At 53.1% G+C, this 13,231-nt stretch carries 10 protein-coding genes; all 10 read right to left on the bottom strand.

Annotated elements, in window-relative coordinates; all coding sequences use genetic code 11:
* Nucleotides 1-17: 17 nt before the first annotated feature.
* Nucleotides 18-1,034, bottom strand: coding sequence for a dynamin family protein (locus PEL8287_RS14150; protein ID WP_085893079.1), 1,017 nt, complete (start codon nt 1,032-1,034; stop codon nt 18-20).
* 19 nt (nt 1,035-1,053) lie between these two features.
* Nucleotides 1,054-3,117 carry a dynamin family protein gene (locus PEL8287_RS14145; protein ID WP_085893078.1) on the bottom strand — a complete coding sequence of 688 codons (2,064 nt, stop codon included), beginning with the start codon at nt 3,115-3,117 and terminating at the stop codon, nt 1,054-1,056.
* A 144-nt stretch (nt 3,118-3,261) separates the two neighbouring features.
* A complete protein-coding gene (locus tag PEL8287_RS14140; protein ID WP_085893077.1) occupies nt 3,262-4,509 on the bottom strand; it encodes a GTPase family protein in 1,248 nt (415 codons plus the stop codon).
* Entirely contained in the window at nt 4,506-5,372 is an 867-nt protein-coding gene (locus PEL8287_RS14135) for a PP2C family protein-serine/threonine phosphatase (RefSeq protein ID WP_176228654.1), read from the bottom strand. Before PEL8287_RS14135 ends, PEL8287_RS14140 begins: the two co-directional genes overlap by 4 nt.
* Before the next feature lie 64 nt (nt 5,373-5,436).
* Nucleotides 5,437-6,804: an FHA domain-containing protein gene (locus PEL8287_RS14130; RefSeq protein WP_085893075.1), complete on the bottom strand. Its 1,368-nt coding sequence runs from the start codon at nt 6,802-6,804 to the stop codon at nt 5,437-5,439.
* An 11-nt stretch (nt 6,805-6,815) separates the two neighbouring features.
* Nucleotides 6,816-8,138, bottom strand: coding sequence for a serine/threonine protein kinase (locus tag PEL8287_RS14125; protein ID WP_176228653.1), 1,323 nt, complete (start codon nt 8,136-8,138; stop codon nt 6,816-6,818).
* A 407-nt stretch (nt 8,139-8,545) separates the two neighbouring features.
* Nucleotides 8,546-10,063 (bottom strand): malonate--CoA ligase, encoded by a 1,518-nt coding sequence (locus PEL8287_RS14120; RefSeq protein ID WP_085893073.1) that lies wholly within the window; start codon nt 10,061-10,063, stop codon nt 8,546-8,548.
* Nucleotides 10,041-11,312, bottom strand: a complete 1,272-nt coding sequence (locus PEL8287_RS14115; protein ID WP_085893072.1) for a malonyl-CoA decarboxylase — start codon at nt 11,310-11,312, stop codon at nt 10,041-10,043. Before PEL8287_RS14115 ends, PEL8287_RS14120 begins: the two co-directional genes overlap by 23 nt.
* Nucleotides 11,309-12,625, bottom strand: a complete 1,317-nt coding sequence (locus PEL8287_RS14110) for a TRAP transporter large permease (protein ID WP_085893071.1) — start codon at nt 12,623-12,625, stop codon at nt 11,309-11,311. Before PEL8287_RS14110 ends, PEL8287_RS14115 begins: the two co-directional genes overlap by 4 nt.
* Nucleotides 12,625-13,173 carry a TRAP transporter small permease gene (locus tag PEL8287_RS14105; protein WP_085893070.1) on the bottom strand — a complete coding sequence of 183 codons (549 nt, stop codon included), beginning with the start codon at nt 13,171-13,173 and terminating at the stop codon, nt 12,625-12,627. The genes PEL8287_RS14110 and PEL8287_RS14105 overlap by 1 nt, the downstream gene beginning before the upstream one ends.
* Between the last annotated feature and the right edge of the window lie 58 nt (nt 13,174-13,231).

Raw genomic sequence — 13,231 nt, 5'->3', positions numbered from 1 at the left:
CTTCATTTTAGGTCCCCTTAGTTATCGCCAAGTGCGCTTGCCTCAAGTAAGCCCGGCGCACCGGGTTCTGAAACCAATGGTCCGACCGGTCTTGCGCGGGTACGCGCCCCGGTCTTGGCAGAAATCCGTTTTGGCAACACCTTCGGTGACGTATTTGTATCATCATCGGCTTCAGCCAGCCTAGTCTTTTCCGCAATCTTTCGCGCGGCGTCGATTGAAACCGGTCCTGTATCACTTTTATCAAGAAAATCTTCAGGAGCGGCTTCGCCCTGTTTTTCATATTCGCCTTCGACATGTGCGCTGCTACTGCCCGCCAGATCCCGCAACGGGTTTGGATCCAGCAGCATTGATATCAGGTAACGGGTGAAATCCTCGGCGCCACTGCGTTTCCAGGCGTTGTCATCGCCTTCGGCCCCCAGGGCTTCGATAAGAGAAACCGGAAAAAGCGCCTGGAACGCTCCTTCGGTTTCTTTTTTAAGACGCGCAAGCACACGGAACCGATCCCGCTCACTTTTGAGTTTATCGAACTGAGTGACCAAAAGCAGATTGTTGCCATTGGTCCGGTCTTTGATTTCCGCCCATGTAGATGCTTCTGATTGCCGCCACGCCTGTGTGGCGTGGGTACACCAGATTACGCAGTCAGCCTGATCTATCACGTCATCCCATGTATCACGCGCCATATTGGGGTCCGAAATACCCGGCATGTCCAATAGATCGCACAATTCCAATATTTCTGACTGCAGAGTCAGCTTGATAAGCTTGGCATCTTCAAGCGTGGTGTTTGTAAGATCTTCGACATTCAGGGGCTCTTCGGTACCGTCGTGCCGGGTCATCGTGGCGGCCTCTTCACCCAAAGATATCCAGACCGGCGGAACGCTGGTTGCCGTAACCCGAACCGGCAAGGGATCGCGGCCTAGTAACAGGTTGGACAACGTGCTTTTGCCTGCGCTGAACTCTCCCATCAGGGCAATACGTATTTTACGGTCAGGCTCGTCTGGCGTGTCAGCGGGGATGTTGGCATCGTTCTGGTTCATGGTCCTCTCCTTTTTCGTACTATGCAGCGCACGATCTGAACGTCTCCAGCAAACCTTCAATCCTGTTCAGGCGTTCTGATGTTTCGCCGTCCACAAAAAGCTCGTGAAGGTTGTTCTGGTTCCCACGTCTGGTGCTGATTTCAAACAGAATGTCGCGCTGGTCGTCAAAGAACTCGGTCAGCGTTGATACTATCTGTGTGCGTATCATCTCGGTTTGGACTGATTTGATTTGGGTCATGAAATCTTCGGTTTCGCTTGAAATAAGCTGCTGGAAACGTTTGGAAAACGCATCGTATCCCCTGATCCGCTGCCACCAGGACACCCACCAGCCATCGGTGAAATCAAGGGCGATGGTCTGACCTATGGAAACTGGCGCCGGCAAGTCCGGAACAGGCGGCACCGCAATCTGTATGCCTTCGACAGCCGCTCCGAAGGCGCGCGAATATAGTTCGGCCACATCAATTAGCGCCGCCTCATAGCGCGCACTCGCCAATTTCTGGGCCCTGGATCCAAATACCAAATACGCTGATCGCAACAGCATCCGAAGACCCGTCGGGTCGTAGTCCCACAAAGCCTGTGGCCCGTAAGCTTCAAGATGCGCAAGCAGGGATTGTGTCGCTCGTTCAACGAAAGTCGCGTGGGCCTTGTCTGCCCGCTGGTGATATCCGGAAATCATTTGTTGCAGGTCTGTCTCAAGGGCCTCTGTATGTTGCGTGACCAATGTATCGAATTCGGCCATCGCTGATTGCATATTCATCGTTTCTGTTGTTTCAGCACCGCCTATTTGCATCGCCCTGACGGCCTCTTGGCCGGTTGCGATTGTCACAGCTGAACTTGCAATTTTTTGAAGAAGCGGTTTTCCCTGATCTTCGACCACACGATCTGAAATCGCTCTGAAAAGTGCCGGGATGCCCGAAAGTTCCCAAAGGATATTATGGGGATGAGTTTCGCTTTTTTCAGGATCAAGCTTGGCTTCGGCCCAGTCGAACAAGGCTTTTTTTCCTGCAGGGGGAATGTTTTCGATATCGCCAGACAGTACCTTGCTGGCCCAAAACGCGCTGCCAAAAACAATCTCAACCCCTTCCGGGCCCTTTTTGTCGCGGAGGGTCTTCTTTATGCTCATTTCAATTTCGGGGATCTGTGTGACCGGATCTGCCAATTCATCAATTCGGTTCACAAAAATTAGAACGTCGCGGGATTTCAGGTTTGAAATCAGCCGGATAAGCCCCATATCCACGGCTGTTAACGCCTGACTGGCGGACAGGACGACAACACAGATACGGCTGTCCCGGATGGCTTGAACCGTTATTTGCTCGCGCATCATGAAGGTATCGTTCACACCGGGCGTGTCCCTGAGGCACAGGCCACAAGGAACTGTCAGGCAGTTCAGATACAGATCAGCAGAACGTGTAATATCAGCAAACCTGCCCTGATCCGCGGTGTCGTCAGGGGCGTCTTGGGTATCGAAATCATCGCCCAAGCAAATGTAGCGTTCAAGAAGGTTTTTATCGAAGTACCCGTATTCGTGCTCTTCACCAAGAAGCAGTTCAAACTTCCGGCCCAGCCTGTTACGCGCTTTCTCGCGCACGCTTTCAATCTGCTCTGAGATTTTCTGCAGTTCGCTTTCAGCTCCGGCGCGGCTTGCAAGTTCTCCGATCCGTCCGCCCTTCGAAGAAAGCCTGTCCCATTCTTCTTCCGTCATGAACCTGAAACGCGCCCCGGTGCTGGCAGGTTTGGTTCCAGGCTTGAGGTGCAACGATGTAACGACGGTTGTCCAGGGATTCACATCCGAGGGCAAAAGATCTGCCCAGCCGGTCATCGCATTCACCAGCGATGTTTTACCTGATTTAACCTGTCCCAAAATCGTAATCGTCGGTTCAAAGTCGGCCAATGACTTTCGCAAGCGGTCGACCACCCGGGTGGTGCCGTCACCGGTCATATCGCTGAGCGATTTCAGATCAGCTTCAAGCTTGGTGGAGGCTTCTGCAAAATCGACCAAACCTTCCAGCCCCGAGGTCAGATTTGTTGGGCGGGCCGAGGCACGGATTTCGGTTGCAGGCGTGTGGTTGGTTTCGATGTTCATGTCTCTTATACCCGGATTTAAGTCGACTGTGTTTTGGTCTTTGCAACGGCGAAAGCACCGCAAGCTCAATCAGCTCACGAGGCTCTTGACGGTTTGTGATCGCCTTGCGGTGTGAAGTGGCAACAGTCCCGATATCGCCAGGGTTCAGCCGCATAGGTTCTTTGAAATCTCCTTTTTCAGTTGCATTAACAAAACAACAGCATCGCTTGCCGCGTCTTCACCCTTTTCGAGTTGAAGCAGCAACATCATCTCTTCGCCTTCCCGCGCATCTTCCTGAATGCTCTTGATCACCGGATTACCGCAATCAGCATGTGCCAGAGTGTGCGACAGGTCACCAATGATCCGGGCGCATTTTTCGATGATTTGCGACGGATTGGGCTCGCTCATTTCAGGAATGTCTTGCAGCATGTCGTCTGCGCATTTCTGCAGCATGTTCAACGTCTCTTTCAGCACTTCCGCTGCCTCATGCTCGGCCACTTGCGATACTGCAGCTTGAGGTTCTGCTGCCGTGATTTGGTTCTGTTCAGGCCGTGGTGCGACAAATTTCTGGTCGGGTCTCTGCCCGGGCAGGTCCGCGGCGAACTGCGCTAACAGCATGCCCGCCTTGTCCAGATCTTCCATCCGGCCGCGATCAATCTGGTGCTCCAGCGCATCGTGGAAATCCTTGCCGCCACTTGATGTCCACAGGTCTGGCCGAATCGTCACACTGTCAGAGCGGGCCGCGATCGCCTGGAGGGTGGCGATCGGGTAAAGGCCCAAAAACTCTTCGGAAACGACACTTTCCAACTGCGAGATCCGCTGGTTGAGGCGCCCCTTCATTATCTGCCGGTCGGCCATAGTCAGCGCAAGAAAGCTGTGATCTTTGATTTCTTCGGGCGCATTGGCCCAAATTCTTTGCTCAGACTCCCCGAATTCCTCACTGCAATACACAAGAATAGCTGCAGATTGGGCTACATGTCGCAAAAGGTTTTCCTGCCGTAACGGGGATCCGGAAAGGCGGAGTTTTGTAAAAGACCGGTTAAGTAGCGCTTTTTCGGGTAATTCAAGGCGGGCGCGAACGATGCTGTCGGATAGTGGTACTTCGTCAGACAGCCAGTCATGATGCTCGACAGACCCGTCCGCGTGTTCGAGAGAGATATGTTTCTGCGGACCATGAACAATCTCGACCGTCGCAATCTTTCCCAGCGTCGGTATGTCCTGTCGGCCAATCATCATGCTGATAAGGCTTGATTTTCCACTTTTGGGGTGGCCGACAAAGGCAATCTGAATTGGCCTGCGCAAATGCGTCAGAAGATGAGCCCCCCATTGGTGGTACTTCGAAGGGATCCTGCCGCCGCCAAGAGCGAGTTCCAATTGATCGGCTACATCGATATTTTCCTGCAACTGTGTCACGCTCTTTCCTTTTGCGAAACGCAGTAAGTCGTGCATTCGCTCGGCTTACTTTTACGGACAAGCACTGTCAGAGATTTCACTCTTTGCTCGTCTTCTTGCCGGCGTTCTGCCACAGGCTCGGAGGATGGCTTGGCAGCAATCGATGCCGTATCGCCAAGTTGGTTCATCTTGATAATGCACATGGAAACATTGTCTTGCTCAGGATGATCAAGATCTTTCAGGTTCCTTAATAGAACGGCGCTGATCTCGGCGCTTGGCCGGTCGCTATGATCTTTCAGGATCTGCTCGATCTGCGCATCGGCCAAAAATTGCAGGCCATCACTTGCGGCAATCACGATATCCCCGCACTTCAGGAAAAGTGGCGTCTCGCTGCAATCCATGTGTGGGATTTCATGGCCGGCCAGGGCCGACGTTAGACATTGACGGTCCGGATGACGTGCTGCCTCGTCGCGGTCAATCAGGCCTTGGCTGCACATCAGATCGATTTTCGCGGCCCATGAATGGTTCTCGTTTATCTGTGACAGATGCCCGTCGCGGAACAGGAAAAGCGGTGAATCTCCGACTGAAATCCAATACAGGCGGTCATCAAACAGGACCGGCGCTACAAGAGTGGCGCCCATGCCACTGGCCTCTGGGTTCTGTTTGGCAAATTGCTCGACGCAAAAGTTTGCGCCCAACACGGCCTGGCGAAGTGCCACTTGAATGTTTTCTTCAAGCATTTCCGGATCATTGGACAGCATCTTTAATTCGCTAAAGACTTCTGTCACCACGATCTTGCTTGCGACATCCCCTGCGGCATGCCCGCCCATGCCATCGGCAAGAACAGCAAAACCCAGACCAGAGCCAACCGGAAAGTCCGCCACAACGGAATCTTCCTGCTGCTCGCGGCGGCCCGGGCTTAGCGCCCAGGCTGCATCATAGACCAGATCAACCGTTGGAGGCATGTTGCAAAACACCTTGTTCGTGCTGGTCCCAACAGAAGTCTTGTCCACAAAGCCCGATAAAGCGTAAAACCGTTTCGCCAATACGGATTTGGTGGTCGGTTTCCAGCTCTTCGGTGCTTAGGACAGGGCGGTTGTTTAGGCGCACAAGGTTGGCCTTTCCGCCATGGCCAAGGTAGAATTTCTTCTGCTCGGAGTCATAGGCGATTGCAGCATGGTTCTCGCGGGAAATGCTGTTGTCGCCGAAATCCAGCCGAACCGTCTGATCCGGCCCGCGCCCGATTTGACTAACACCACTGAAAAGTGTGAAAGCCGCACCGCGACCGGGGCCATCGACGACGACCAGCCAGCCCACTGGAAAGTTGGAGTAGGCCGGGGGGGTGTTCTTAGTTTGTTTTGCAAACGGGTCCGATCCCGACGAATCCGGTCCGGTGAAGCCCAAAAGACGGGTCTTCACCCTGCCAGACCGACCCATGGCCCGCCCAGGGGCGGGTTGCGGAACACTGACCGGCGCATTAGGCGTCGGTGCTGCGTTTTCCTGTTCAGGCATCAGCCCATCCGGGGCCACTGAAGCCTGATCGTTTTCTGCATTTTGAGTGCCAGTAACCTGCGCAACTTCGCGCGGCGCGGGATCGGGCGTATTTACCATGGGCTGGCTGACCGTTTCTTCCTGAATCGGGGCTGGGGTTGCGTTTTGCCCAGAGATTGCGGAAGCGATGGCGTGACTGTAGTCGTTTTCAGCACCTTGCGGCTTGGGCACTGCGTCATCGTGTGATGCGGTTTGTGCCTCTTCAGCCACTTCTTCGTCGTGGTTCTGATCGTTGTCGTCGGTATACGGGTTAATGATTTGCTTTAGATCCTGCGCCACTGCACCAACTTCAACCGCGTACCCAAATTTCAGATCGCTTGGCTCATCCGGGATAAACCCTTCGTCGTCGTCTTCCTCGGCTTTTGGCTGAACCAATTTTTCAACCATTTTTTGGCGACGGCTTTCGGTTTCGTCCTTTTCTGCCGGGTCATCGTTAAGGTGAAAACAGTCAATCGACGATAACTCGCGATACATTTCGTTTTTTGATTGTTCTTCGGTTGCCAAATCGGTTTGAAGAGTTGTGTCAGACAGGTCTGAAGTCACCTTGTCCGGGACGTCCATACCGTTAGTTTCGCTATGTGCTGAAGCCACTGAACCTGCCGATTCCTCAGCGTCAGGTGCCTGGTTTTCATCAAGGACGTGATGGCTTGTTTGCGAACTTTCATTCAGATCGCCAACCGGGGGAAAACGCTGACCGGGGTCTTCCTGCGCATCGCTAGCGACGTTCCGTCTTTTTTCGGCGATGATGTCTCGGATGAACTTCATGTCTGTTTCCTTTATGTCTGGATAATAGCTGGGTTGGTCGATCTTTTCTTGGGCAGGATACTTCCAAACATTTTCCCAATGACGGACCTTCGCTGTTTTTCATCGCCGTTATCGGCCTGCACTGGTGGGATTTGAACCACCAGCTTTGAACTTGCCGAAGCCGCGCCCGACGGGTTCTTTCTTGCCTGTCGATCCTGTTCACGCAAAAACGCGTCAACGTCCTTGATCGGATTGCCAAAAATATCGACCCACTGCTTTACCTTGGTTGGCTTATTTTTCTGCTTCTCGGGCCCTGACTGGTCTTCCATCTGCCGCTTAAGAACTTCCGGCAATCCCGGGGTCAGTTGTGTATTCGTCGCACTGACCAGCTGGCAAATCGCGTCATCCGCAATTTCGGAAATGACACTGGATGGCGCAATTACAGAAACGCTGCTCGCGTTTTCGCAGCCGTTCAACAGGTCGAGCCATTCATCCGCTGATTGAATCCGGTCTTTTTGCAATACGGCCAACGCCTGATCAATCGATGCAAGTAAACGGTTATCCAGTCCCCAGGCCCCTTGTGCCAGATTTTGGTAGGGGTCGGTTGCGTTATTTGTGATTGCAGCAAACCGGTCCTTACCGTCGGGCGGTGGGGCGCCGGTGATTAGATAGTAAAAGGTTGCAGCCAGTGAATATAGATCGCTTGACGCATCTTGGCATTCGTTATCTGTGTAGTATTCGTGCGGTGAAAATCCCTCTTTGACAGCCAGAATTTTGAACCGCCCGCTGTTTTGGATTTTGCGTTTTTCATCCGCTGCGCCAAAATCAATCAACGTCAAGTAGTCTTCAGCACCAAGCAGGAAATTGTCGGGCGCGATATCACCATGCAGGAATCCCTGATCATGAGTGTACTTAATTGCGCCTAACGCCTGAGTGAGCATGTAATGCAACGCATCCGGTTGAAACCTTTCTGGTTCGACTTCGGAAATTGTTGTCAAATCAACACCATCAACAAATTCCATAGCCATATAGGCCGTGCCGTTTTCCTCGAATACCTGATGAACGCCGACGATATTCGGATGGCTCAATGCAGCAAGCCGCCGTGCCTCATACTGGAATTGCCGTAAAATCGACGAAAATGTTTCTTTCAAATCTGCCGATTGCGCCCGCACCGTAACGCCGTCCCGGCAGCAAAACTGCGATGGGAAACATTCCTTGATCACCACTTGCCGATCCAGGCTGTCGCGCGCCATGTATGTTATACCAAAACCGCCTTGGACCAGTTTACTTTCAATGCAGTATTGATCTCTCAACAACAGCGTGTGGTGGGGCAGGTCACTGTTCTTGAATTCCATGTCAGTTGTCATTTTTCGATCCAGACGGTTCGATTTCGTTCAGGTAACCAAAAACGCGAAACAAAAGACTCTACAGAACATTATTGTCTGCAAGATTGTGGTGAGTTCATGACATTTATCGGCTAACCTTGTGGCAAGAGTTGACCGTATGAACTAAATTCCCGCTTTTACATCAGCTGCTGAGCGCAGTTTTTGGGCTTAAATAAAGGGGCGTTGCGGGGCTTTGTAAGTTGCTGTCAATGGACGTTGCAACACTGCCATATTCGGGCTCGGTGCGCCGATAGAGGCGCCCGAACCTTTAAAAATGAGTAAATACCCAACATTGGTCTGCGGAAAATTTGTGAGAACAACACCCGCGTTAAAATCGTTTCATGGCCGGTTGCCGATAGAAACCGGAACCGCACAGGTCACGAATTGTTGAACAAGTCGGCAAACTGCTCGCGTAATCCTTTTTTCTGAACTTTGCCCATTGTGTTTCGCGGAAGCTCGGGAAGTACGATCAGTTTTTGAGGTTGCTTGAAACGGGCCAGAGACTTGCCGATGTTTGATTTGATCGCATCCAGATCAAGGTCAGAATTGTCTTCAGCCACCAGAATGCCGACGACGGCCTCGCCGAAATCCGGATGCGGCACGCCTATGACGGCGCTTTCCAATACGCCTGCCTCGTCATCCAGCAGTAATTCGATTTCTTTCGGATAAATATTGTAGCCGCCCGAGATGATAAGGTCTTTGTTTCGACCGACGATGTGTAAATATCCATCTTGGTCAAAGCTTCCCAGGTCACCCGTGATAAAAAAACCGTTCTCACGCAGTTCTTCGGCGGTTTTTTCAGGCATTTGCCAATAACCCTTGAAGACGTTTGGCCCGCGCACCTCAATTTGACCGATGTCGCCTTGCGGCAGAATTTCGCCAGAAGAGCTGTCAGTAATTCTGACTTCAATACCCGAAAGCGGGAACCCAACAGTGCCTGCACGGCGTTCGCCCTCATAAGGGTTTGACGTGTTCATGTTGGTTTCGGTCATGCCATAACGTTCCAGGATGCGGTGCCCGGTGCGCTTTTCGAACTGGATATGGGTTTCCGCCAAAAGCGGGGCGCTACCGGACACAAACAGCCGCATGTGACGGGCAAGTTCGCGGTTAAATCGCGGGTCGCCCAGCAATCTTGTATAGAAGGTGGGGACGCCCATCATCGTGGTCGCCTGTGGCATCAGATCAATAATCAAGTCCAGATCAAACTTGGGCATGAAAAGCATCTTGCCGCCGACGACAAGGGTGATGTTGGTTGCTACAAACAAGCCGTGGGTATGAAAAATCGGTAACGCGTGAAGCAGTACATCATCCGGCGAGAACCGCCATTCCCGCGCCAGAACCTGTGCATTGGACAACAGGTTTTCCTGTGTAAGCATCGCCCCCTTAGAGCGCCCGGTTGTTCCGGAGGTGTACAAGAATGCAGCAAGGTCATCGGCTGTGCGGTCGACCGTCGAAAACGTGTCCGGCATGGCCGCTGCTTGCGCAGAAAACGATCCGCTGCCATCTGCATTCAGCGTTTCAAGAATTGCGCCTGTGGCTTTCGCGATGGGGGTCAGGTTCTGCGCGCGCGCCTGATCGCATACCAGAACTCGCGCGCCGCTGTTTTCGGCAAAATATGCCACTTCGTCTGCGGTGTATGCCGTGTTGAGCGGCAGAAAAATGATCCCCGCCTGAACACAGGCAGCATAGACGCCAAGCGCCTGAGGGGATTTAGCAATCTGAACCGCGACCCGGTCGCCGGGCTGAAGGCCGAGCTGGACAAACAAGTTCGCATATTGCGCGGAAAGCTTCAAAAACGCGTCATGGGTGACGGTTGAACCATCAGGTAATTGCAGAAAAACCGTGGACTTACCTTGGTGCTTGCCGAACAGATTATCGTACAGCGGGTTGGGCATTCTCGGTCTCCTGCGTTCTGGTTTTGACGGACGCGCTTAGGTTTCGCACCTCGGACGAGGCCACCACTGTTTTTTCGCCGACAAATTTTTCGTGATTCTGAGAGATTTGGGGCAGGTCGTAGAGATAGTTGACCATGGCTCCGTTCGATTGTTTCAACCCGTTTTCGGATGTGTCTGCCCCGGCATGGACGGCATGAACCATAGCACCATTGCCAAGGTGAAACCGTGCAACCGGGTCGTAGGGCATGCCGTCGGGGCGTTTCGCTTCCAGCAGGTAGTGCGCTGCAATTGCCTGTTCCGCTGCTTTTTCAGGCAGAGTCAGATCGTTATCTTCCAGCCATCGGTTCAGGCCCGGAACTGGTGACAGGGTTACAAAAGTCGACAGCCCCGGCAAAGCAACGGAAAGATCAGAAACAACCTGTTTGATCAGTGAATTGCCAAAAGAAATGCCTGCCAGCCCGGCCTGACAGTTTGAGATCGAATAGAACACGGCGGTATCCGCATCTTCAGCCCTCAGGATTTCTCGCTCGTCCGACAAAAGCGCCTGAACAGAACCGGGTATTCCGTTGATCAGAGCGACCTCAACAAAGATAAGAGGTTCATCCGCCATCGAAGGATGGAAGAAGCCGAAACATCTGCGATCCGCAGGTTTTAATCTGCGCCGCAGGTCTTCCCAGCTATCAATCGCGTGGACGGCCTCGTAAGCGATGATTTTTTCCAGAATGCCCGCCGGACTATCCCAGTCAATCGGCCGAAGCACCAGAAACCCGCGATTGAACCAAGACGCAAAGAGATGTTTGAAATCCACATCCAAAGGTTCAAGCCCGGGATGGTCCACCATGAGCGCCAAAAGGTCCTTGCGCATCGCGACAAGCTGCCCGGTGGCCCCCGGAACCTGATTGAGGCGTCGCGCCAGTTCCTGACGTCTGGGCTCGGACGCAGCGGCAAACGCCCGGTAGGTTTTTTTCGAGGGGTTGTCCTTGTAATCCTGAAGTGCTTTCGTCACCTCTTCAGGAACGATTTCAAGCTTTTCCATCAGAAATTCGAAAAAGGCTTGTTTCTCTGCCAGATTCATCTGCGCGTAGCGGTCCAGAATGTTACGTGCCAACGTCGCTCCTGACACTTCGCCATGACTGCCAAGCAGGGCTTCGCACAACTCGACAATACTTCTTCCGTCTGCTTCTCTGGATGAAACAGAGCGATAGCGCCGTTCGAAAACGGTCGATATCAGGCCGCTGAAAAAGCTCACAATGCGCTCCCCATCACGGTGTCGGGCAGCCAGGTGGCCAGCCCCGGGAAGAGGCACAGCAACACGATGGCAAGTATCATGCAGGCGACAAAGGGCAGTGACCCCGCAAGGATAGTCTTAAGCGAAATGTCAGGTGCAATGCCGTTGATCACATACAGATTCAAGCCAACCGGAGGTGAGATCAGGCCGATCTCCATGTTGATGGTCAGCACAACCGCAAACCAGATCGGATCAAATCCGGCGATAGTGATGATTGGCAGCAGGATGGGTGCTGCCATCAGGATCACCGCAACAGGGGGCAAAAAGAACCCGGCGATAAGCAAAAAGATGTTGATAGCGCCCATCAGCACCCATCGGTTTACATCCAGTGTACCGATCCATTCGGCAATGGCTTGGGTAATGTATAGGCTGGACAGCATGTAGGAAAACACGCCTGCTGCTGCGATGATGAACAGGATCATCACGCTTTCTTTGGTGCTGTCGCGCAGGATGACCCATAGGTCCTTTGGATTCCAGAGCTTGTAGATCACCATAGCAATGATCAAACACAACAGGGCCCCGACCGCCGCCGTTTCTGAGGGTGTCGCGACCCCCCCATACATCGCGTAAAGCACGCCCAGAATGATCAGCAGAAAGGGCAGCACCCGCGGCAAAATTTCAAAGCGCTCTTTCCAGCTGTAATTGCCCGATGACAGCAGTTCTTTATTGCCCGAGCGCCAGGTCGAATAAAGCGACCATGCCATGAACAGAAAGACCAGCATCATGCCGGGAACAACGCCAGCCAGGAAAAGCCGTCCGATCGATGTTTCAGTGGCAATGCCATAGACGATCATCGTGACCGAAGGTGGAATCAGAATGCCCAGCGTGCCACCCGCCGCGATGGACCCGGCTGCGACGCCATCGGGATACCCGCGCTTGCGCATCTCGGGGATGCCCATCTTGCCAATCGCCGCGCAGGTGGCAGGGCTGGAGCCGGACATTGCTGCAAAAAGCGCGCAGGCCCCGAGGTTTGAAATAACCAGGCCTCCGGGTACACGGGTGAGCCACCGTTCAAGGGCTTCGTAAAGGTCAGCGCCTGCACGGGTAGAGGCAATGCTTGATCCCATGATGATGAACATCGGGATAGACAAAAGTGCAAAGTTATCAAGTTTGCCAAACAAAATCTCGGGCAGCAGTTCAAGTGATCGCAAACCATCGAAAACCAGCAGAAACCCGGTTGATACGATCATCAGGCCGATTGCGACAGACACGCCGGAAAACAAAACAAGAATTGTGGATATGGCGACTATTGCGCCCAGTAGCAGAGGGTCCATTAAACGTCCTCCAGACCGAAGGGTTGGTCTATTTTCAGAATGACGGCCATCAGATCTGCGATCAGTTGCAGCAGGAACAGGCCAAATCCGACGGGCAGGGCCAGATAAGGTATCCACAGCCTGACACCCCAGACGGTGTCAGATTTCCAATTGCGCTCATATGTCAGATGCCAATGCTCAAAGCTGTACCACAGCATGACCGCCACCATCACAATCGACAAAGACAGCGTGAGAATCGCCAGGAAAAACCGGGCCCGCTTGGGCAATGATATGGGTACAAGATCAACGTTCACGTGGCCGCGAAGCCGTTGAACATATGGCAATCCGATCAGAGTTGAAGCGATGGCCAGATAGATCACGGCTTCGGTTTGCCACACGGTCGATCCATTCAGCACGAAGCGTATGAAAATCATCTGACAGGTTATCCCGACTGCCGCGACGATCATTGCTGCCGAGCACCAGCCCGCAAGTGTAGAAAGAGAAGCCACAATTCGCAGGAACCAGTTGTTACCAGTCCGCGATGCGACTGCCGAGCTATGGCCAGCCATATCGATTGTCCTTTTAGTTCATCAGCAGGGGCAGGCAGGAAGGCAGCACCTCGGCGCT

Source organism: Roseovarius litorisediminis (genome assembly GCF_900172295.1).
Lineage (GTDB): Bacteria > Pseudomonadota > Alphaproteobacteria > Rhodobacterales > Rhodobacteraceae > Roseovarius > Roseovarius litorisediminis.
Note: the sequence above shows the minus strand (reverse complement) of the source record. Positions and strands in the feature narration are given on the sequence as shown.